This window comes from Actinoplanes sp. NPDC020271, assembly GCF_044388125.1.
Taxonomy (GTDB): domain Bacteria; phylum Actinomycetota; class Actinomycetes; order Mycobacteriales; family Micromonosporaceae; genus Actinoplanes.
The window spans coordinates 392,954-413,395 of sequence record NZ_JBIRWQ010000003.1 but is presented as its reverse complement, the minus strand read 5'-3'; the positions used below and the strand labels follow the sequence as shown (position 1 = coordinate 413,395).

Here is a 20,442-nt window from a genome sequence, read left to right as displayed (position 1 = left end):
AGAGTCAACCAAACAGTCGGCGCGTTTCGACACCCGCCAGTTTCGCTTCCTTCCGGCGCTTGCGGCGCTGGAAGACCCAGACCGCGGCCCAGACCAGCAGAACGAGCCCGACGAGAACCAGCACGGGCAGGAGAATCGCCAGCACCGAGAGGAGCACACTGCCGATGTCCTCCACCGTGCTGGCCACCGGGGCGCCGAAACCGGCCGTGGTGACATTGACCACCGGGCGGGACGCGGCTTTCACCCCGTGGACGGTGAGCGCGATCAGCGTGCCGGTCACGACCGGCACCCACTGGTGCGAGCTGAAGAACGTGCCCGGGTCGGAGACGGTTACCGTCTGCGACGCCGAGCCGGCGCCGAAGACCAGGCCACCGGCGGTGGGCCGGACGAACGTCTGGACCACGTCGTTGACGTGGTCGACCACCGGCACCTTGTCGGCCACGACCTCGATCGCCAGCAGGACGGCCAGGATCAGGATCGTCCAGCCGTTGGTGACCCACGACCAGCTCTGCGGCAGGTCGATGGCATCGGTGTAACGGGCCAGCAGGGCCATCGTCAGCAGGGGGATGTAGGCATTCAGTCCGGCGGATGCCGCGAGACCGGTGCCGGTCAATGCTTCTAACACGACGTCAGCATGGCACCGGCGTGCGACATTTTCCCCTCGGGGCGCCTGACGATAGTGTCGTCCGGTGCGTCTGGTCATCGCGAAATGCTCCGTCGACTACGTCGGCCGGCTCTCCGCCCATCTCCCGCTCGCCACCCGGCTGCTCATGGTCAAGGCCGACGGATCCGTGTCGATCCACGCCGACGACCGTGCCTACAAGCCGCTGAACTGGATGAGCCCGCCCTGCAAGCTGCAGGAGGCGCCCGGCGTGTGGAAGGTGGTGAACAAGGCCGGCGAGGAACTCCGGATCACCCTCGAGGAGATCTTCCAGGATTACTCGTACGAGTTGGGGGTCGACCCCGGCCTGGTCAAGGACGGTGTCGAGGCCCATCTGCAGGAGCTGCTGGCCGAGCACCCGGAGACCTTCGGCGAGGGATTCACGCTGGTCCGCCGTGAGTTCATGACCGCGATCGGCCCGGTCGACCTGCTCCTCAAGGACTCGACCGGCGCGTCGGTCGCCGTCGAGGTCAAGCGCCGCGGCGAGATCGACGGCGTCGAGCAGCTCACCCGCTACCTCGAACTGATGAACCGGGACCCGCTGCTCGCCCCGGTCCACGGCGTCTTCGCCGCGCAGGAGATCAAGCCGCAGGCCCGCGTCCTGGCCACCGACCGCGGCATCCGCTGCGTCGTCGTCGACTACGACAAGCTCCGCGGGATGGAACGCAACGAGCTCACGCTCTTCTGACTTGCGGGCTGCGGACACACTGCGGCCGTGAAGGTGCTCAAGGTCCTCGGCGGGCTCGTCGCGGTGGCGCTGGTGATCCTGGCCGGTGGCGTGGCCTGGTTGCTGTACCGGCTCGGCACCGACGATCCGGCCTGGAACGCCGTCGACACGACCGCCGCGACCGTCGCCCGTCAGGTCGACCTGGCGGTGGCGGACGTCAGCCCGGGAGAGTATTCGAGGGCCGGCATCCGGGCGCTGGCCACGGCGATCGAGGCCCGCGGCGGGTCGGTCCGCCACGCAGGGACCGACGACAGCGCGGATCTGAGGAATCTGCACGCGTCGGCCGACGTCGAACTCCGCGGTGGGGCCGACGGTCAGCAGGACGAGACCGTGTGCGTCCGGTTCGAGCTGCGCTGGGCCGACGACGGGCAGTCGACCACCTATCACCGGATCGACTGCTCCTGATCAGGCCTGGAGTTCGACCCGCTCCGGGTCGGTGGTGCCGGCCAGGTAGGCGCGGGCGCCGACCAGGGCCAGCGCTGTCTGGAACAGCAGCAGGGTCAGCGTCAGCGGCGTCCCCTGACCGATTGCGATCACCGTGGGGATGCCCAGGATCAGGGCGTCCGGCCCGGCGAACGCGTAGACCAGGGGACCGGTCGAGACCGTGCCCATCGGAGTGTCCAGCGGCAGCAGGTCGTTGCGGACGAAACCGGCCCGGGCCCGGCGGACCGCGGCCAGCCCGCCGACCACGCCGGCCGGGATGCTGAGCAGCGGCCACGGGCCGGCCGGCAGGTCACCGGCGAGCTGCATCAGGACCAGCGCGATCAGCGACCAGGCGAAGGCCAGCACGCCGGGGATCCACAGCCGCTGCGTCAGTGCCTGCCGGGAGCTGAGGCCGAGCAGGCGCAGCAGGACCGGGTTCCCGGCGTCGGTGTTGACGGTCTTGGTGGTGGTGCCGCCGGCGATCATCGCGCCGAGCAGGACGGCGATCGCGGCGACCCAGCGCGGCGCGGCGGTGAGCAGCAGCGGGATCGGGGTGGCGGCCAGCAGCCACACGAGCCGGGGGAGCCGGCGGCGCAGCATCAGGTAGTCCTGCCCGGTGAGGACCGGGAGCCGGGACGGCGGACGGGTGCTGGTCAGCCGACGCCGGGTCCAGTAGCGCCGGGCCACCATGTCGGTGATGAACGACGGCTCCATCCCGAACGCGGTGTCGAAGATGGTGCCGGTGGTCTTCGCCGCTTCCAGGATGCGGTCGTCCGGGGTGCGGGCCAGATCCCGTACGACGACAGCGGTTGCCAGACCGACGGCGACCGCGAGGGCCAGGACCAGCGTGAGCAGAGCGGAGCCGGAGGGTCGGCCGCCGGTCGCGGGCGGGTCGCCGATCGCGAGGTTGTCGACGATCAGCAGGATCAGGCCGGCGGCCGCGGCGAGGGTCGCGGCCCCGTCGGTGACGGTGGCGCCGAGCCGGACCCGCTGGGCGACCACGGCGATCAGCAGCAGTCCGATTCCGATCAGCGCACCGCCGCCGATCAGCGGCCCGGCGAGTGAGTGCGGTGCGGCGTGGCCGGCGATCGCGGTGGTGATCAGCGCGGCGACGAACGCGGCGGCCAGCGCGGCCAGCCGCAACGACGGCAGCAGCAGGCGACGGCGGCTGACCGGGGCGGTGAGCAAGAAGTACGCCGCGGGCCGCCCGAGCGTGACCGGCCCGACCGCCCGCATCGTCTTCAGCAGGAAACCGGCGCCGAGCAGGCCCAGCGCGAGGGCCGGCAGCACGCCCAGGTCGGGCGCGGGCGGCCAGAAGATCTTGGCGAGTTGCCGGTGGGTCATCGCGCCGACGACCGCGATCAGCAGAGCTGCGAAGTAGAGGTTGCCCAGCGTGGCGCCGCGTTCCCGGTGGGACACCTGGCGCTGGTGGATCCAGCGGCGGACCGGCCGCAGCGGCACGATGACGGTCATGGGTGCAGGGACTCCATCGTGGTGAGTTCCGCCCCCGAGGCCACCGAGAACTTGTCGTCGTGGCTGGCCATCAGCAGCGAACCGCCACCGGCCAGGTAGTCCACGAGCATCGCGGCGACCGAGGCCCGGCCCTCCGGGTCGAGGCGCTGCTCCGGCTCGTCCAGGATCAGCAGCGAACTGGGCCGGATCAGGGCCAGCGCCAGCGTGAGCCGCTGTTTCTGGCCCGACGAGAGCGACGGCGGGATCGCGTCGGCGTGCCCGGTCAGCCCGAACCGCTCCAGGGCCTCGTCGACGCCGGCCTCGTCCGGGTCCTGCCCGTGCGCGCGGCAGATCAGCTCGGCGTGCTCGCGGGTGGTCAGCCCCGGGTACCAGGTCGGCGGCTCGACCGTGGTGACCACCGCGGCCCAGAACTCGGGGCTGGAGCCGGGGTTCGCGCCGAACACCCGGATCCGGCCGTCGTCCGGGCGCTGCAGGCCGCTGACACAGCGCAGCAGGGTGGACTTGCCGATGCCGTTCTCCCCGGTCACACAGACGCCCGTGCCGGCCGGGACGGTCAGCGCCACGCCGGTCAGGACCGGGGTCGAGCCGTAGCTCACCGACAGATCGCTTACCTCAACCGCGGGGTGGTCAGACACCCCGACAGCCTAGGGCTTGCGGCCGTACAGCAGACGCAGGGCCTTTACGATCTGGCGCACCTGGGCCGGCGTGCGCTCGAACGTCATCGCCGGGAGCAGGGACTTCGCCCGGCGTACGGTGATCGCCTTGGGCCGGGCGAACTCGCGCAGCCCGTCCTCACCGTGGATGCGCCCGAACCCGGACTGGCCCACGCCGCCGAACGGCAGGTTGCCCATCCCGACGAACGTCAGGGTTCCGTTGACGGCGACCATGCCGGAGCGCAGCCGCCGGGCGATGCGGATCGCGTTCTTCTTGCCGAAGACCGAGCCGCCCAGACCGTACGGGGAATCGTTGGCTTTCTGAACCGCCTCGTCGGCGTCGCGAACCTTGGTGATCGTCAGCGTCGGACCGAACGTCTCCTCGCGCATCTCCGACGAGTCCTCCGGGACGTCGACCAGCACCGTCGGCGAGACGTAGGGCGCCTGCACCGCCTCGGCCCCGCCCAGCACCGCACGACCGCCCTTGGCCAGCGCGTCCTCGATGTGGTCGCGGATGATGTCCAGCTGTCCGGGCATGGTGATCGGGCCGATCTCCTCGCCGGTGCGCAGCTTGCCGGCCTTCTCCACCACGGCTTCGACGAAGCGGTCGTAGACCGGATCGACCGCGTAGACCCGCTCGATCCCGATGCAGGTCTGACCGGCATTGGTCATCGCGCCCCAGACCGCGGCCTCGGCGGCGGCCTGGACGTCCGCGTCGGCGTCCACGATCAGCGCGTCCTTGCCGCCGGCCTCGATCACCACCGGCACCAGGTTCTCCGCGCAGGCGGCCATCACCTTCTTGCCGGTGGCGGTGGAGCCGGTGAAGCTGACCTTGCCGACGCCGGAGCGGCACAGCGCGCCGCCGACGTCGCCGAGCCCGTGCACCGCCTGCAGCACCGGGTGCTCCGGGACGACCTGGGCGAACGAGTCGGCCAGCCACTGGCCGACGATCGGCGTGTACTCACTGGGCTTGAAGACCACCGCGTTGCCGGCCGCCAGCGCGCCCGAGATCGGGCCGATCGGGGTGACGATCGGATAGTTCCACGGGCCGATCACGCCGACCACGCCGAACGGCTGGTACTCCAGGTGACCCACGTGCTCGGCGAGCAGCAGGCGGGTGCGCATCCGGCGCGGGCCGAGGACCCGTTTGGCGTGCCGGGCGGCCCAGTCCAGGTGCTCGACGGCGGCGGTGATCTCGATGAGCCCGTCGTTGATCGGCTTGCCGCTCTCCCGTTTCGTGAGCTCGGCCAACTCGTCGATCCGCTCGACCAGCAGGGTGCGCCAGCGCAACAGCCGGGTCTTGCGCCCCTCCCAGCCGAGGCTCTGCCACCAGACGGCGGCCTCGCGGGCGCGCTCGACGGCGGCGATCACCGCTTTCTCGTCGGCGGCCGGCACGCGACCGGCCTCTTCACCGGTGGCCGGGTTCGTGGAGATCAGCTGGCCGTCCTCGATCACGGGCAGGCCGGGAACGTGAGTCGCCGTCATGTCCGGAGTCTAGGCCGAATGTTACCGATGAGTCACTACGTACTCTTAACCTTGTGAGCCCCCGTCGTAACCGCCCCCGCCGCCCCGTGGGGCAGGAATCGAACCCGGACCGCCCCGGGATCACCGAGCAGCGCGTCCAGCAGTGGCGGGACGGCGACTGGATGGTGCGCAACATCTTCGGGGCCGCGGCCGTGAAGACGTACCTGTGCCCGGGGTGCATGCAGGACATCCGGCCCGGTGTCGCGCACGTCGTCGCCTGGCCGGTCGACGACCTCGCCGACGGCGCGGACCGGCGGCACTGGCACACCGGCTGCTGGCGGGCCCGCGACCGGCGCGGCCCAGGGGTGGAGCGCTCGCGCAACGCCCCGAGGTACGGGTAACCCGTCCGACCGCCCCGACCCCTGCCCCCGAAACGGAACAAAGGCCTCCTGACATGAGCAACCACATCCGTGCCAACTCGATCCTCCCCGCGAAACGCGAGGACATCGAGCTGCACACCGCGGACGGCGTCACCCTCGTCGGTGAGCTGGCCGTGCCGCTGGACCGCGAGCCGGTGGCCACCATCGTCTGCCTGCACCCGCTGCCGACCCACGGCGGGATGATGGACAGTCACGTCTTCCGCAAGGCCGCCTGGCGGCTCCCGGCGCTGGCCGGGCTCGCGGTGCTGCGCTTCAACACTCGCGGCACCAGCAGCGTCCGCGGCACCAGCGGCGGCACGTTCTCCGGCGCGGCCGACGAGCGCTTCGACGTCGCCGCCGCGATCGAGTACGCGGAGTTCGCCGACCTGCCCGACATCTGGCTCGTCGGCTGGTCGTTCGGCACCGACCTCACCCTGATGTACGGCCTGGAGCCCGGGGTCACCGGCGCGGTCCTGCTCTCCCCACCGTTGCGCTTCTCCCAGCCGGCGCACCTGGACGCGTGGGCCGCCGACGGGAAACCGCTGACCGCGCTGATCCCCGAGTTCGACGACTACCTGCGCCCGGCGGAAGCGGCCACCCGGTTCGCGGCGATCCCGCAGGCCGAGGTCGTCCCGATGCCCGGCGCCAAGCACCTGTGGGTCGGCGACGCCGAGAAGGTCCTCGACGAGATCGTCACGCGCGTCGCGCCGTCCGTGCCGACTCCGCTCCCGCGCACCTGGGACGGCCCGATGGAGACGGGCGACATGAACGCCTACGCCGATCGCACGGTTGCCGCCTTCGCCGACGTCGAGGTTCCCCAACCCCTCGAAGACTGATTTCCCGTACGCCCGCGAGCCCCGGCCCACTCGAGTCCCGGCCCACTCGAGTCCCGGCCCGATCGAGTCCCGGCCCGATCGAGTCCCGGCCCGATCGAGTCCCGGCCCGATCGAGTCCCGGCCCGATCGAGTCCCGGCCCACTCGAGTTCCGGCCGGGAGAGCGGGGCGCGCTGCCTGCTCGACCACGGCGGAGATCGCTCGCGGACCGGCCGGGCGTGGTGCCCGGCACCGGGCCGGACCCTTGCCTGTGGACGGGCGGGCGGCTCACGGGCGTACGGGAAATTGGTTCTGATCTATCTTTGGTCCATGCTGGGGACCAGGACCTCGCGCATGATCAGCTGGATGGCGGCGACCATCGGGATCGCGACCAGGGCGCCGACCACGCCGAAGAGGGCCACGCCGAGCAACGCCGCCACGACCGCGGCCACGTCGCTGACCTTGACCGAGCGCCGCATCACGCCGGGGTAGATCAGATAGTTCTCGACCTGCTGGTAGACGATGAAGAACACGATGCAGATCACGCCGTCGGTGACCGACGAGGCCAGGCCGACCAGGCTGACGATCACCGCGCCGATCGTGGCGCCGATCTGCGGGATCAGGTCGCAGACGGCGACGACCACGGCCAGGGCGAACGGGTACGGCAGACCGAGCAGCATCGCCGCCACGAACGTGCTCAGCCCGGCCAGCACCGCGATCGAGATGGCGCCGACCATGTACGCCCCGACCTTGGTCAGGATCTCGTCGGTGAGCAGCCGCACCCGGTCGCGCCGGGTCGACGGGACCAGCGAGTAACCGGCCTCCTTGATCCGCTCGAACGAGGCCATGAAGTAGATCGTCAGCACCAGCACGGTCAGGACGTTGAAGATCGTCCCGAAGATCAGCTTGGCGCCACCGACGACGCCGCCGAGCGCGTTGCCGATCGTGCCGGCGTTCACCGCGCTCTGCACCTTGTTGACGATGTCGTAGCGCTGGACCAGCTCGTTGACGGTCTCACTGCGGCGCAGGTCGTCGATGGTCTGCGGGGCATTGTTGATCAGCTCGGTGGTCTGGGTCACCAGCGGCGGGATCAGCGCGATGATGCCGCCCGCCAGCAACGCCACCACCAGCAGCGACACGATGGCCACGGCCAGGCCGCGGGGCACCCCCCAGCGGTGCAGCCGGACCACGGCCGGGTTCAAGCCGATCGCCAGGAACAGCGCGATGAAGATCAGGACGAGGATCGAGGCGGCGTTGCGGACGCCCAGGAACAGTGCGTACGCCACGATGACGCCCAGCCCGAACAGGAAGCCGAACAGGAACGGGCTGCGCCGGTTCAACGGCTGGCCGGGCGCGCCGAACCGGCCCTTGCCGACCTCCGGCTCCGGCTCGGCGACCGGCTCTTCCGGGGTGGCCGCTGCCTCCACGGGCTCGGATGACATACGGGACCTCCACAGCGGAACGTGAAGACCCGGACGTTATCGCTGTGGCGCAACGACCGCCAGCCGCGTTACTCCGCGTCGGCCGGCACCCGGCTCGCCTGCGGCACCGTCACCTTGGCCGAAGCGGTCACCTTCGCCGGCGTGGCCGGCTTCTCGTTCAGCTCGGCGGCGGCGTGCCCGGGGCTCTTGACCGGCTCGGAGCTCTTGGCCGGCTCGACCGCGGCGTGCGCGGCGGCCTTGGCCGGCTCGACCGCGGCGTGCCCGGCGGCCTTGACCGGCTCGACCGCGGCGTGCGCGGCGGCCTTGACCGGCTCGGGCTCCGAGTCGTCCGGCGAGGCGGCGGCGGCCAGCACCGCGGCGGCGGCCAGCTCGGCCACCCGCTTCGCCTCCTGCTGGACCTGGCGGCGCACGTCGGCGGCGTGCCGCTCGGCGGCCTCGCCGGCCCGCTTCGCCTCCTCCACCCGCTCCAGCTCGGTCTCCAGCAGCTTGGTGGCCGCGGTCAGCTCCAGCTGGACCCGCTCGGTCTCCTTCTCCGCCGCCTGCGCCTGCTCCTGCGCGACGGCCAGACGCCGCTCGGCCTCCGTGATCTTGGCCTGGGTGGCCTCCAGCTCACGGCCGGCCTGGGCGATCCGCTCCTGCTGGGCGGTGAGTTCCTTACGGGTGGCGGTGGCCTGCTCGTCGGAGCGGCGCAGCACCTCCTCCGCATACTTGTCGGCCTCGCTGCGCAGGTCGGCGCACTGCTTCTCGACACCGGCGCGCATCTGGCCGAGTTCCTCGATCACCGCGTGCCGGCGCAGCGCCAGCTCGTGCTCGACGGCCGCCTTCAGGTCGGACTGCTCGCGCTCCGCCTCCGTACGCCTGGCGTTGATCTCCTGGTTGTTCTTCTCGCGGAGCGCCTTGATCTCCTGGTCGGCCTGCACCCGGGTGGACTGCACGTAACCGTCCACCTCGGCGCGGGCCCGCTGGGCCTCCTGCGCGGCCTTGTCGCCCAGGTGCTGCGCCTCGGCGCGGGCGCGGGCCAGCAGCGCCTCGCTCTCGGTGCGGATCTGCTCGGCGGTCTGCCGGGCGGTGGCGACCGCCTTCTCCGCCGCGGCGCGCTTGGCCGCGTCGACCTTCTCCTCCTCGGAGCGGCGGGCGGCCAGCGCCACCTCGAAGTCGCGGACCGCGTCGTGCGCGTGCGCCTCGGCCTCGGCCCGGATCCGTTCCGCCTCGGCGAGCCGGCCGGCGATGTCGTCGGTGGCCGAGGCCTTGATCACCTCAGCCTGCTCCTCGGCGAGCGCGAGGATCTGCTCGACCCGGGGACCGAGGTGCCGGAAGGAGACCTCGCCGCTCATGCCGTTGTTGCGCCGGGCGGCGGTGATCTCCTGCTGGAGGCGCTCGATCTGCGCGGCCATCGCCTGGATCTGCGAATATGCCTGCTCACGTTCGGCGGCCAGCGCGGAGATCTCGTTCTCGGCACGGGCGACGTATCTCTCGACCTGCTTCCGCTCATAACCTCGCAGAGCGGTCTCGAAGCTCGGCTCGGTGGCCGAGTCCCCGCCGAGGCCGAAGATTTCACCGCCGTGCGACATGCTTTCCATCCTCACATACGCCTAGTCCTGCGGCATGTGGTTACACACCGGCTTGAGCGGGACTGTGCGGGTAGTTGCGAATTGTCCGACCGGGTGCCGTGCGGAACCCAGGCTACGCGCCAAAACGAATCAGGCCGTGCCGGAGAAACTCCGGTACGGCCTGCGTCACAAAAGCCACCGACCGGTCTCACCGTTGCGTACTCCCGAGGAGTACGCAACCGGAGCGACCGGGACGGAAAGCTTACGAATTCGTCTTGGCGGCCACCGGCTCGTCGCCGGCGTCGGCCTCCTCCGGCTCGGGCTGCTCGGCCGGCTGGCTCTGCTTCGGGGCCTCGGCCTGCTTCGGAGCAGCCGCCGCGGCGACAGCGGCCGCCGCCGGAGCACCACCCACGCCGGGCACCAGACCGGAAAGGCCGGAGAGCATCTGCCCCAGCTGGTTGGTGACCGCGTCCTTCTGGCGGGTGAGGTCCTCGACCTCGCGGCGGGCGGCCTGAGTGGTCAGCTCGGCCTCGGTGCGGGCCTCGCTGAGCAGACGGTTGGCCTCGGAGCGAGCCTCCGACACGGTCTTGTCGGCCAGGGCGCGGGCCTTCTCCACCGCCTCGGCGGCGCTGCGCTCGGACTCGATGCGGCGGCTCTCGGCGCGCTGCTCGATCTCCTTCGCCCGGTCCTCCGCGGCGCGGGCCCGCTCCTCGCCCTCGGACACCATCTTCTGGGTGGCCTGGAGCTGAGCGGCGTGCCGCTGCGACTCCTCGGTCTCCGCCTTCTCCCGGCGCTCGGCGATCTCCAGCGCCAGGGCCTGCAGGTCCTTGTCGCGCTTGTCACGGGCGTCGGCGAGCATCTTGGTGGCCTCGGCGCGCTTCTCCTCGGCCTCCCGGCCGGCCTTGGCGCGAGCCTGGGTGATCTCCCGCTCGGCGGTCGCCCGCAGCGAGGAGACCTCGCGCTCGACGGTCGACTTGAGCTCGGCGACCTCGTGCGCGGTGACCGTGCGCAGCTGCTTGGTCTCGCGGTCCGCGTCCGACCGGAGGGTGTCGGCCTCGCGCCGGGCCTGGACCCGGGTCTCCGCGGCCTCCCGCTCGGCGTGGGTGCGCACCTGGCCGGCCTCGCGCTCGGCGGTCGCCTTCATCGCGGCGGCCTCGGCGCGGGCCTTGTCGGTGATCTCACGAGCCTCGAGGCGCGCGGCGGAGAGGATGCCCTCACTCTCCCGCTTGGCCTCGCTGCGGTGGTCGTTGGCCTGCTCCTCGGCGAGCCGGAGGATCTGCTCGACCCGGGTGCCCAGCCCGGAGAGCGTCGGCCGGTTGTTCTCCTCCAGCAGTTTGTTGCTGTCGGCGAGCTTCTGCTCCAGCACGTTCAGCCGCTGCTCGGCCTGACGGAGCCGGCGCTGGGCGTCGTTCATGCGCTGCTCGGCCTCGCCCCGGGCCTGATAGGCCTGGTTCAGCGCGGCCAGCAGACGGCCGATGTGGCCGTCCACCTGCTGCCGGTCGTAACCACGCAGGACGACGGTGAAGTCGTGCTGGGTATTCGCGGTTTCGAAGAAGTCCACGGACTGATCCTGCTGCTGGGGCATTGCGCCATCCTGGCGAGAAGGGGGCGGACATGCAAGGGCGGAGTGTCTCTCGGACCCCAATGTAGATCAGCTTTGAGCTGGTGCGCGGGCGGGTGCCGGGCCGTTCGGGGGACGACCGTCACTCGCCGGGCGGTCCCGCGTCGTCCCGTCGCTACCTGCTGACTCGGGGCTTCGGGTGATCGTCACCCGGCCGATGAGGTCGTCGGACCTGCTCAATGGCACCGATCCTGCCAGCCGGCCGGGCTCACGTCAGGCCGATTCACCCGCCCGGGGTACGCCCCCGGCCGGCTCGACCAGCTCGACGAGCACCCCGCCGGCGTCCTTCGGATGGACGAAATTGATCCTCGACCCGGCCGTACCCCGTTTCGGGGCGTCGTAGAGAAGCCGCATGCCGCGGGACCGCAGGGTGGCCGCGGCAGCCTCCACGTCGGCCACCGTGTACGCCAGTTGTTGCAGGCCGGGGCCGCTGCGGTCGAGGAACTTGGCGATCGCCGAGTCGGGGCGGGCAGGGGCGAGCAGCTGGATCCGGGGACCGGTGCCGTCGCCGACCGCGAGCATGGCCTCCCGTACGCCCTGTTCGTCATTGGTCTCTTGGTGCACACACCGCAAACCGAACTTATCGGCATAAAAGTCGATGGCCTCGTCGAGGTCCGCCACCGCGATGCCGACGTGGTCGATCCGCAGCAGTTCGAGGCCCGCGAGTGTGACATTCTCGGAACGGCCGGTACTCGATGTGTGCTCAGTCATGCCATTAGTCTCTGACCTGACTCATCGTTAAGTCCCGGCCGGGTGATCCACCCCACCCGTCGCCGTCGCAGATCGGACGTGACCGTGACCAGCTCCGTGATCATCAGTGGCGCCCGCACCCCGATGGGGCGGCTGCTCGGCAACCTCAAGCACCTGAGCGGCACCGCCCTCGGCGCGCACGCCATCGCCGCCGCCCTGGAGCGCGGCGGCGTCGCCCCCGACCAGGTGCAGTACGTGATCATGGGCCAGGTGCTGCAGGCCGGCGCCGGGCAGATCACCGCCCGCCAGGCCGCCGTCGGCGCCGGCATCCCGATGAGCGTGCCGGCCGTCACGGTGAACAAGGTGTGCCTCTCCGGGCTCGACGCGATCGCCCTGGCCGACCAGCTGATCCGGGCCGGCGAGTTCGACATCGTGGTCGCCGGCGGCATGGAGTCCATGACCAACGCCCCGCACCTGCTGATGGACCAGCGCCGGGGCGTCAAGTTCGGCGACACCGTGGTCAAGGACCACATGGCCCTCGACGGGCTGACCGACCCATGGGCCGGCATCTCCATGGGCGCGTCCACCGAGGAAGCCGGCACCCGGCTGAACATCAGCCGCGCCGAACAGGACGCGTTCGCCGCGCTCAGCCACCAGCGGGCCGCCGCCGCCCAGCGCGAAGGCCGGTTCGCCGAGGAGATCGCGCCGCTGCCCTCCGGCGACCGGAAGAGCCCCGGCCCGATCGACACCGACGAAGGCGTCCGGCCCGACACCACCGCCGAGTCGCTGGCCAAGCTGCGGCCCGCGTTCAGCCCCGACGGCACGATCACCGCGGCCAGCTCCTCGCCGATCTCCGACGGCGCCGCCGCCGTCGTCGTGATGAGCCGGGCCAAGGCCGAGGAACTGGGGCTGACCTGGATCGCCGAGATCGTCTCCCACGGCAACGTGGCCGGGCCGGACAGCTCGCTGCAGTCCCAGCCGGCCAATGCCATCCGGCACGCGCTGGACAAGGCCCGGCTCACCGTCGACGACCTCGACCTGATTGAGATCAACGAGGCGTTCGCGCAGGTGGCGATCCAGTCGATGCGCGAGCTGAAGGTCGACGAGACCAAGGTCAACGTGAACGGCGGGGCGATCGCTCTCGGCCACCCGATCGGGATGTCCGGGGCTCGGCTGGTGCTGACGCTGGCGCTGGAACTCAAGCGGCGCGGCGGCGGGACCGGGGCGGCGTCGCTGTGCGGCGGAGGTGGGCAGGGCGACGCGCTGATCATCAAGGTGGCCGCGTGATCGCTGGTTCCACGCTTCGTCCGGGTGGCCGCGTGATCGCTGGTTCCGTGCTTCGTCCGGGTGGCCGCGTGATCGCTGGTTCCGTGCGCTGTTCCCGCGGGGGCTCCTCGTGAGTCGCTCCCGTGACGTGCCCTCCCTCGTCGTCAAGGCCCGGGAGGGCGACCCCCGGTCCGTCGCCCGCCTGATCACCCTGGTGGAGAACGGTGACCCGGCGCTGCCCGAGGTCGCCGCCGCGATGGCCCCCTACGCCGGCCGCGCCCAGGTCGTCGGCCTCACCGGCGCACCCGGGGTCGGCAAGTCCACCACCACGAACGAACTGGTCAAGGCCCTGCGCCTGGCCGGCCGCCGGGTCGGCGTGCTCGCCGTCGACCCGTCCAGCCCGTTCACCGGCGGCGCGATCCTCGGCGACCGGGTCCGCATGCAGGAACACACCGCCGACCGGGGCGTCTACATCCGCTCGATGTCCAGTCGCGGTCAGCTCGGCGGGCTCTCCGCCGCCACCCCGCAGGCCGTCCGGGTCCTCGAAGGCGCCGGCTGCGACGTCGTACTGGTCGAGACGGTCGGCGTCGGACAGGCCGAGGTAGAGATCGCCTCGCTCGCCGACACCACCCTCGTACTGCTCGCACCCGGGATGGGCGACGCGATCCAGGCGGTCAAGGCCGGGGTGCTGGAGATCGCCGACGTGTTCGTGATCAACAAGGCGGACCGGCCGGGGGCGGACAACACCTACCGCGACATCCAGGGCATGCTCGCGCTCGGCGAACGGGCCGCGGGGGACTGGCGGCCGCAGGTGGTCCGGGCCGTCGCCGTCAAGGGCGAAGGCGTGGACGACGTGGTCGCCGCGATCGAGAAACACCGCGCCTGGCTGACCGACAGCGGTGAACTGCGCACCCGTCAGGAGCGGCGGGCGGCGGCGGAGATCTCGGCGCTGGCGCTCGGCACGTTGCGGGCCAGGATCGGAGACCTTTCCGGGGGTACGGCGTTGGGCTCCCTCGCCGCTCGGGTGGCGGACGGGGCGCTGGATCCGTACGCCGCGGCCGACGAACTGCTCGCCGGCCTGTAGCCCCGTCAGGTAGATCCACCGGCTGGTCGTCAGCGTTGTCGTCAGGCCTGGACAATCACGCCGGGCGCCGGCCGGGAGCCGCCGGCTGGTCGTGGCTGTTTTTGCCGGGCCTGGACAAGCACGGTGAGCGCCGGCCGGAGGCCTGCGGGCTTATCACCTCGGCGGGGCGTCCGGGCGTTGTCCACAACGGTGGGTTGTCCACAGGGCAGCCTGCCAAGATCCGCCCAGCGCGGGATAATGGCGTTGGGATCGCCCCCCGGTGGTGGGTGGGGGCTGTTCAGGTGCGGGCTGTTCAGGTGGGCCTGCTCACGCGGGGAACTGGGCCATCGTGGTCTGAATCATGGCCCAGTCCCAGGTCAGCGTGCCGTTGTCCAGGTCCGCCACGACGCCGCGCAACCAGCTCAGTTCGGCTCGCAGCACCGCCGCCCGGTATTCGTCCTCCAGCAGGAACAGCCGTGGCAGGCCGGGTGGCGCCTGGGCGGCCAGGGCGGCGATCCGTTCGGTGAGCGTCTCGGCCCGCTGGTTGAGCAGTTCGCGGGTTTGGGCCGGGCTGATCAGGGCGAGGAAGGCGAGCGCGACCGGGAACTCGGGGAATTCGCGGGCCGGTGCGGGCAGCATTTCCAGCAGCCATCGGCGGAGGGTCGCTTCGCCTTCGTCGGTGATTTCGTAGACGGTCCGTTCGGGTCGTCCGGCTTCGCGGGTGGTTTCTCCGGCGCGGGCGAGTCCTTCCCGGACGAGGCGGTCGAGTGCCTGGTAGACGCTGTTGCGCTGGGCGACGTTGACGAGTTGGTCCTGCCCGCGCTCCTTGATCACCTGCTGCATCCGGTACGGGTGCATGGGCGCTTCCACCAGCAGCGCCAGCAGCAGCATCGCAAGTGGGGAGCGTTTCATGCCAAGCAGCGTACGGTCCCTTGACGTTCCTTAGTCATTTTATGGATAGTCATGGCATGACTAAAAAAGCTGTCGTGATCGGTGGTGGCGTCGCCGGCACTGCCGCGGCCATCGCCCTGCAGAGCGCCGGGTTCGATCCGGTGATCCACGAACGGTCCGAGCGGGGTGTCGCCGACGAGCGCGGCGCGTTCCTCACCGTCGCGGTGAACGGGCTGAACGCGTTGCGCTCGCTCGGCCTCGATCCGGCGAAAGTGCTGGCCAAGGGGTTTCCGACGTCGACCATGGAGCTGTTCGGCCGGGCCGGGCAGCGGCTCGTCAGGCTGCCCCTGGGCGGGCCGGAGGCGGACGGGACGGTCACCACGACGATCCGCCGGTCGGAGCTCTACGCGTCGCTGCGCGCCGAGGCCGAGGCGCGTGGTGTTCCGGTCGTCTACGGGGCGTCGCTGACCAGGGCGGTCACCGGGCGGGACGCGGTCGAGGCGGAATTCGCCGACGGGCGGCGCGTGTCGGCGGATCTTCTCGTGGGGGCGGACGGGCTTCGGTCCCGTACGCGCAAATCTCTTGATCCTTCCGCGCCCGAACCGCACTATCTCGGGCTGCTGAACGCCGGAGGGTTCACCGCCGGGCCGATGGACGGCCCGCCACCGGGGGTGATGCGGATGTCGTTCGGCCGGCGGGCGTTCTTCGGCTGGGCGACGGCGCCCGACGGCACGATCTGGTGGTTCGCGAACCCGCCGAGCAAGCGGCCGGTCGACGCGCGCTCGTTCACGCCGGAGTCGTGGCGGGCGCACCTGCTGGAACTCTTCGAGGGGGAACCGGCCGCGGAGATCGTCCGGGCCGGCGGCGAGATCGTCGGCCCGTGGAGCACCGAGGACCTCGGGCCGATCCGGGTCTGGCACGACGACCGGATCGTGCTGGTCGGCGACGCCGCCCACGCGCTCGCGCCGACCTCCGGGCAGGGCGCGTCACAGGCCCTGGAGGACGCGGTCGTCCTCGGTCACAGCCTGCGGCAGAACCCCGAGATCAAAACCGGATTGCGGGCGTACGAGGCCACGCGCCGGCCCCGCGTCGAGAAGGTCGCCGCCCACGGGCGCCGTGGCAACAGCAGCAAGGTGCAGGGTCCCGTCGGCGCGGCGATCCGCGACGCCCTGATGCCGGCCATGTTCCGCCTGCTGATGCGCAAGGGCGACCCCCAGGCCTGGATCCTGAACCATCGCCTCGACCACCTGCCGTCCTGACCGCCACCAGCACGCATTGCGCCCGCCGATGCCGCGGCGCCGAAGGCGACGCCATCAGGCTCAGCCTTAGTAATCGTTCAGTCGAGCCCTTAGGATGGCCGCATGGACGCAGCCGAGATCGACGCCGGGCGGGAGCGCTGGCAGCGCCGCTACGACGCGGCCCGCAAGCGGGACGCCGACTTCACCACGCTCTCCGGTAACACGGTGGAGCCGGTCTACGGGCCGCCCGCCGGCACGCCGTACCCCGGGTTCGAGCGGATCGGCTGGCCGGGCGAGTTCCCGTACACTCGCGGTCTCTATCCGACCGGTTACCGCGGCCGGACCTGGACCATCCGGCAGTTCGCGGGGTTCGGCAACGCGCGGCAGACCAACGAGCGCTACAAGATGATCCTGGCCGCCGGCGGTGGCGGGCTCAGCGTCGCGTTCGACATGCCGACCCTGATGGGCCGCGACTCGGACGACGCGCACTCGCTCGGCGAGGTCGGCCACTGCGGGGTGGCGATCGACTCGGCCGCCGACATGGACGTGCTGTTCGAGGGCATCCCGCTGCAGGACGTGACGACCAGCATGACGATCTCCGGCCCGGCCGTCCCGGTCTTCGTGATGTACCTGGTGGCCGCCGAGCGGCAGGGGGCCGACCTCGGCAAGCTCGACGGCACCCTGCAGACCGACATCTTCAAGGAGTACATCGCGCAGAAGGAGTGGCTCTTCGCCCCCGAGCCGCACCTGCGGCTGATCGGCGACCTCATGGAGTACTGCGCGGCCGAGATCCCGAAGTACAAGCCGCTCTCGGTCAGTGGCTACCACATCCGCGAGGCCGGGGCGACCGCCGCGCAGGAGTTGGCGTACACCCTCGCCGACGGCTTCGGCTACGTCGAGCTCGGCCTGTCCCGCGGGCTCGACGTCAACCAGTTCGCGCCCGGGCTCAGCTTCTTCTTCGACTCGCACCTCGACTTCTTCGAGGAGATCGCGAAGTTCCGCGCGGCCCGGCGCATCTGGGCCCGGCACCTGCGCGACGACTACGGCGCGACCAGCGAGAAAGCGCTGTGGCTGAAGTTCCACACGCAGACCGCCGGGGTGTCGCTCACCGCCCAGCAGCCGGTCAACAACGTGGTGCGTACGGCCGTGGAAGCGCTCGCCGCGGTCCTCGGCGGGACGAACTCGCTGCACACCAACGCCCTCGACGAGACGCTCGCGTTGCCGACCGACGAGTCGGCCGAGATCGCGTTGCGTACCCAGCAGGTGCTGATGGAGGAGACCGGCGTGGTCAACGTGGCCGACCCGCTCGGCGGTTCCTGGTACGTGGAGGCCCTCACCGACCGCATCGAAGCCGAGGCCGAGGAGATCTTCGAGCGGATCCGCGGGCTCGGGCACGACGGCAGCATCACCGCGGGCATCCTGCGCGGCATCGAGGACGGCTGGTTCACCGCGCACATCGCCGAGGCCGCCTTCGTCTACCAGCAGGCGCTGGAGAAGAACGAGAAGCGGATCGTCGGCGTCAACGCCCACACCGGAACAGTCGCCAAGGAACTGGAGATCCTCCGCGTCTCGCACGAGGTCGAGGTCGAGCAGAAACGAGCGTTGAAGACCCGCAAAGAGGACCGCGATCCGGTACGGGTGAAAGCCGCGCTCGCCGAGCTGGTGGGCGTCTCCCGCACGTCGCAGAACATGATCCCGGCCATGCTCGAAGCGGCGCGGGCCGAGGCGACCCTGGGCGAGATCTGCGACGCCCTGCGCGGCGAGTGGGGCGTCTACCGGGAGCCCGCCCGGTTCTGATCGGCACGAGTACGAATCGATACGGAAAGTGGCAGGTGGGGACGGGCCGGGCGGGAGTGTTGTGACGTCGGATATCGCCCGCCCGGCGGCGGGGCGAACAGGCCCGGCTGCGTGCGAGACTAGGTAACCATGAGCGACCCACGGACCACTCCGTCGATCTTCACCCGCGGCGCGGTCGATCTCAGCGCGCTGCGTAGCCCGGCACCGGCCAAACCCGCCGCGCCGAGCCGTCCCGCCGACACCGACGGCGAGCCGACCGGCGGGGTTCCCGGCACCCTGCCGGGGCTGAGCCCAGAGACCATCATCGACGTCACCGAGACCAACTTCCAGAGCACCGTGCTGGAGCGGTCGCTCACCACCCCGGTGATCCTCGACTTCTGGGCCGACTGGTGCGGGCCGTGCAAACAACTCTCGCCGATCCTGGAGAAACTGGCCGTCGAGGGCCAGGGCGCCTGGGTGCTCGGCAAGGTCGACGTCGACGCGAACCCGCGGCTCGCCCAGGTCTTCCGGGTGCAGGGCATCCCAATGGTCCTCGCGGTGATCGGCGGCCAGCCGGTCGAGGGCTTCACCGGGGTGCTGCCCGAGGTCCAGGTCAAGCAGTACATCGACGCGGTGCTCAAGGCCGCCGGGGTCAACTCCGGCGCGGCCCCGGTGGAGGACCCGCGGCTCGACGCCGCCGACGACGCGCTGATGGTCGGCGACCTGGACGCGGCCGAGGCGGCGTACAAGAAAATTCTCGCCGAGTCGCCGGCCGACGCGGCCGCCGAGGCCGGGCTCGCGCAGGTCGAGCTCTACCGGCGGATCGGCGGCGAGGACCCGGCGTCCGTGCTGGCCCGGGCCGCGGCCGACCCCGACGACATCGAGGCGCAGCGGCTCGCCGCCGACGTCGAGGTGCTCAGCGGGCAGGCCGCCGACGCGTACGCGCGGCTCGTCGCTCTGGTCAAGCGGACCAGCGGAGAGGATCGTGAGGCCGTGCGCAAGCACCTGCTGTCGCTGTTCTCCGTCGCCGGGCCGGACGACCCGGCGGTGGCCGGCGCCCGCAGAGCACTGGCCAGCGCGCTTTTCTAGACCGACAACTCGACACAGCGGGAGGGCGTCGTGCGACGCATCGCCGTTCTGGACGCGCCGTCCAACCTCGGCCTGCGCCCGCCGACGCCCACGTCGGTGCCGGGCTGCGCCAAAGCGCCCGGCGCCCTCCGCGACCACGGTCTGCTGACCAAGCTCGCCGCCCGGGATGCCGGCTGCCTCACCCCGCCGCGCTACGACCCGGGCGACTGGCGACCCGGCGACGGGGTCGCGCACGCCGCCGAGATCGCCGCCTACTCGCGCGCCCTCGCCGACCGGATCGGCGCGATCATCGACGGCGGGGAGTTCCCCGTCGTGCTCGGCGGGGACTGCTCGATCCTGATCGGCTCCGGGCTGGCCATGCACCGGCTCGGCGAGGCCGTCGGCGGGCGGATCGGCCTGGTCTTCGTCGACGGGCACTCCGACTTCCGGCACCCCGGCAACGCGTCGTACGTGGGGGCGGCCGCCGGGGAGGACCTGGCCCTGGTCACCGGCCGCGGCCAGGCCAACCTGGCGGCGATCGAGAGCCGCCGGCCGTACTTTCGTGACGTCGACGTGGTGGTGCTGGGCATCCGCGCGCAGGACGAGTACCGGCTCGACCTGCAGGCCGCCGGGATAGTGACCCGCCCCGTGCCGATGCTCCGCGTCGAAGGAGCGGCCCGCAGCGCCCAGTGGGCCCGCGACCAGCTCGTCGACTGCGCGGGCTACTGGGTGCACGTCGACGTGGACGTCCTCGACCCGGCCGTGATGCCCGCGGTCGACGCCCCCGACCCCGGCGGCATCGCCTTCCCGGAGTTGGAACTGCTGCTCACCGGCCTGGTGGAGTCGCCGCACTGCCTGGGCGTGGAGATCACCGTCTTCGACCCGGACTACGACCCGGACGGGCGTTACGCCGCGGAGATCACGTCGGCGGTGGTGAGCGGGCTGGCGCCGGTGCGGACGGTCACGCCCCGGCCCGACCTGGTCGCCGCCCGGCGTGACCTCGCCTCCCAGCCCCGACGCCACCCCGCGGCATCCGCTGCTGCCCCGGCCTCCGCAGCCGCAGCCGCAGCCGCAGCGGCCTCGGCTTCCCCGGCCTCCGCAGCTACTCCGGCCTCCGCAGCTACTCCGGCCTCCGCAGCTACTCCGGCCTCCGCAGCTACTCCGGCCTCCGCAGCTACTCCGGCCTCCGCAGCTACTCCGGCCG

19 protein-coding genes are annotated in these 20,442 nt (G+C 71.4%); 10 read left to right on the top strand and 9 right to left on the bottom strand.

The features are described 5' to 3' along the window. Positions 1 to 4 precede the first annotated feature (4 nt). A complete protein-coding gene (locus tag ACH442_RS09185) occupies positions 5 to 625 on the bottom strand; it encodes a DUF4126 domain-containing protein (protein WP_396337411.1) in 621 nt (206 codons plus the stop codon). A gap of 64 nt (positions 626 to 689) precedes the next feature. On the opposite strand from ACH442_RS09185, the gene nucS reads away from it, so the two are divergent. Both nucS and ACH442_RS09175 read left to right on the top strand, forming a co-directional pair. Then, positions 690 to 1,349 carry an endonuclease NucS gene (nucS, locus tag ACH442_RS09180; RefSeq protein ID WP_396337410.1) on the top strand — a complete coding sequence of 220 codons (660 nt, stop codon included), beginning with the start codon at positions 690 to 692 and terminating at the stop codon, positions 1,347 to 1,349. A 27-nt stretch (positions 1,350 to 1,376) separates the two neighbouring features. Further along, positions 1,377 to 1,793: a hypothetical protein gene (locus ACH442_RS09175; protein WP_396337409.1), complete on the top strand. Its 417-nt coding sequence runs from the start codon at positions 1,377 to 1,379 to the stop codon at positions 1,791 to 1,793. Here the strand turns inward: ACH442_RS09175 and ACH442_RS09170 are convergent, their stop codons facing one another. Genes ACH442_RS09170 through ACH442_RS09160 form a run of 3 tightly spaced genes read right to left on the bottom strand, consistent with a single transcriptional unit; the run spans position 1,794 to position 5,422 of the window. After that, positions 1,794 to 3,284 carry a DUF6297 family protein gene (locus tag ACH442_RS09170; protein WP_396337408.1) on the bottom strand — a complete coding sequence of 497 codons (1,491 nt, stop codon included), beginning with the start codon at positions 3,282 to 3,284 and terminating at the stop codon, positions 1,794 to 1,796. Then, positions 3,281 to 3,919, bottom strand: coding sequence for an ATP-binding cassette domain-containing protein (locus ACH442_RS09165; RefSeq protein WP_396337407.1), 639 nt, complete (start codon positions 3,917 to 3,919; stop codon positions 3,281 to 3,283). The genes ACH442_RS09170 and ACH442_RS09165 overlap by 4 nt, the downstream gene beginning before the upstream one ends. Before the next feature lie 9 nt (positions 3,920 to 3,928). After that, positions 3,929 to 5,422 carry an aldehyde dehydrogenase family protein gene (locus ACH442_RS09160; RefSeq protein WP_396337406.1) on the bottom strand — a complete coding sequence of 498 codons (1,494 nt, stop codon included), beginning with the start codon at positions 5,420 to 5,422 and terminating at the stop codon, positions 3,929 to 3,931. An 86-nt stretch (positions 5,423 to 5,508) separates the two neighbouring features. Here ACH442_RS09160 and ACH442_RS09155 point away from each other — a divergent pair, with 86 nt between their 5' ends. Together ACH442_RS09155 and ACH442_RS09150 are read left to right on the top strand one after the other, a co-directional pair. After that, positions 5,509 to 5,802 (top strand): hypothetical protein, encoded by a 294-nt coding sequence (locus ACH442_RS09155; RefSeq protein WP_396337608.1) that lies wholly within the window; start codon positions 5,509 to 5,511, stop codon positions 5,800 to 5,802. A gap of 53 nt (positions 5,803 to 5,855) precedes the next feature. Next, positions 5,856 to 6,656: an alpha/beta hydrolase gene (locus ACH442_RS09150; protein WP_396337405.1), complete on the top strand. Its 801-nt coding sequence runs from the start codon at positions 5,856 to 5,858 to the stop codon at positions 6,654 to 6,656. A 294-nt stretch (positions 6,657 to 6,950) separates the two neighbouring features. Here the strand turns inward: ACH442_RS09150 and ACH442_RS09145 are convergent, their stop codons facing one another. The 4 genes from ACH442_RS09145 to mce form a co-directional block, all read right to left on the bottom strand. Next, positions 6,951 to 8,075, bottom strand: a complete 1,125-nt coding sequence (locus ACH442_RS09145) for an AI-2E family transporter (RefSeq protein ID WP_396337404.1) — start codon at positions 8,073 to 8,075, stop codon at positions 6,951 to 6,953. Positions 8,076 to 8,143: 68 nt separating this feature from the next. After that, positions 8,144 to 9,646, bottom strand: a complete 1,503-nt coding sequence (locus tag ACH442_RS09140) for a Laminin subunit beta-1 (protein WP_396337403.1) — start codon at positions 9,644 to 9,646, stop codon at positions 8,144 to 8,146. Positions 9,647 to 9,887: 241 nt separating this feature from the next. After that, positions 9,888 to 11,210 carry a cell division protein DivIVA gene (locus ACH442_RS09135; RefSeq protein WP_396337402.1) on the bottom strand — a complete coding sequence of 441 codons (1,323 nt, stop codon included), beginning with the start codon at positions 11,208 to 11,210 and terminating at the stop codon, positions 9,888 to 9,890. Positions 11,211 to 11,459: 249 nt separating this feature from the next. Further along, positions 11,460 to 11,957, bottom strand: coding sequence for a methylmalonyl-CoA epimerase (mce, locus tag ACH442_RS09130; protein WP_396337401.1), 498 nt, complete (start codon positions 11,955 to 11,957; stop codon positions 11,460 to 11,462). 84 nt (positions 11,958 to 12,041) lie between these two features. Between mce and ACH442_RS09125 the strand changes: the two genes are divergently transcribed. Continuing rightward, positions 12,042 to 13,223, top strand: a complete 1,182-nt coding sequence (locus tag ACH442_RS09125) for an acetyl-CoA C-acetyltransferase (RefSeq protein WP_396337400.1) — start codon at positions 12,042 to 12,044, stop codon at positions 13,221 to 13,223. A 109-nt stretch (positions 13,224 to 13,332) separates the two neighbouring features. Next, positions 13,333 to 14,286 carry a methylmalonyl Co-A mutase-associated GTPase MeaB gene (meaB, locus tag ACH442_RS09120; protein WP_396337399.1) on the top strand — a complete coding sequence of 318 codons (954 nt, stop codon included), beginning with the start codon at positions 13,333 to 13,335 and terminating at the stop codon, positions 14,284 to 14,286. Positions 14,287 to 14,592: 306 nt separating this feature from the next. Here the strand turns inward: meaB and ACH442_RS09115 are convergent, their stop codons facing one another. Next, entirely contained in the window at positions 14,593 to 15,177 is a 585-nt protein-coding gene (locus ACH442_RS09115) for a PadR family transcriptional regulator (RefSeq protein WP_396337398.1), read from the bottom strand. Positions 15,178 to 15,233: 56 nt separating this feature from the next. Here ACH442_RS09115 and ACH442_RS09110 point away from each other — a divergent pair, with 56 nt between their 5' ends. The 4 genes from ACH442_RS09110 to ACH442_RS09095 form a co-directional block, all read left to right on the top strand. Further along, on the top strand, positions 15,234 to 16,415 hold the full coding sequence (locus ACH442_RS09110) for an FAD-dependent oxidoreductase (RefSeq protein WP_396337397.1): 1,182 nt from the start codon (positions 15,234 to 15,236) through the stop codon (positions 16,413 to 16,415). A gap of 102 nt (positions 16,416 to 16,517) precedes the next feature. Then, positions 16,518 to 18,191, top strand: a complete 1,674-nt coding sequence (locus ACH442_RS09105; RefSeq protein WP_396337396.1) for a methylmalonyl-CoA mutase — start codon at positions 16,518 to 16,520, stop codon at positions 18,189 to 18,191. Between the two features lie 129 nt (positions 18,192 to 18,320). Then, positions 18,321 to 19,259 (top strand): tetratricopeptide repeat protein, encoded by a 939-nt coding sequence (locus ACH442_RS09100; RefSeq protein ID WP_396337395.1) that lies wholly within the window; start codon positions 18,321 to 18,323, stop codon positions 19,257 to 19,259. A gap of 30 nt (positions 19,260 to 19,289) precedes the next feature. Further along, on the top strand, positions 19,290 to 20,442 hold a 1,153-nt coding region (locus ACH442_RS09095), incomplete at its 3' end, for an arginase family protein (RefSeq protein ID WP_396337394.1).

What these genes read in the sequence shown, in the direction of transcription:
- ACH442_RS09100 (WP_396337395.1), top strand. Translation starts at nt 18,321, where the DNA reads ATGAGCGACCCACGGACCACTCCGTCGATCTTCACCCGCGGCGCGGTC.
- ACH442_RS09150 (WP_396337405.1), top strand. Translation starts at nt 5,856, where the DNA reads ATGAGCAACCACATCCGTGCCAACTCGATCCTCCCCGCGAAACGCGAG.
- ACH442_RS09135 (WP_396337402.1), bottom strand. Translation starts at nt 11,210, where the DNA reads ATGCCCCAGCAGCAGGATCAGTCCGTGGACTTCTTCGAAACCGCGAAT.
- ACH442_RS09105 (WP_396337396.1), top strand. Translation starts at nt 16,518, where the DNA reads ATGGACGCAGCCGAGATCGACGCCGGGCGGGAGCGCTGGCAGCGCCGC.
- mce (WP_396337401.1), bottom strand. Translation starts at nt 11,957, where the DNA reads ATGACTGAGCACACATCGAGTACCGGCCGTTCCGAGAATGTCACACTC.
- ACH442_RS09170 (WP_396337408.1), bottom strand. Translation starts at nt 3,284, where the DNA reads ATGACCGTCATCGTGCCGCTGCGGCCGGTCCGCCGCTGGATCCACCAG.
- ACH442_RS09140 (WP_396337403.1), bottom strand. Translation starts at nt 9,646, where the DNA reads ATGTCGCACGGCGGTGAAATCTTCGGCCTCGGCGGGGACTCGGCCACC.
- ACH442_RS09110 (WP_396337397.1), top strand. Translation starts at nt 15,234, where the DNA reads ATGACTAAAAAAGCTGTCGTGATCGGTGGTGGCGTCGCCGGCACTGCC.
- ACH442_RS09115 (WP_396337398.1), bottom strand. Translation starts at nt 15,177, where the DNA reads ATGAAACGCTCCCCACTTGCGATGCTGCTGCTGGCGCTGCTGGTGGAA.
- ACH442_RS09145 (WP_396337404.1), bottom strand. Translation starts at nt 8,075, where the DNA reads ATGTCATCCGAGCCCGTGGAGGCAGCGGCCACCCCGGAAGAGCCGGTC.
- ACH442_RS09160 (WP_396337406.1), bottom strand. Translation starts at nt 5,422, where the DNA reads ATGACGGCGACTCACGTTCCCGGCCTGCCCGTGATCGAGGACGGCCAG.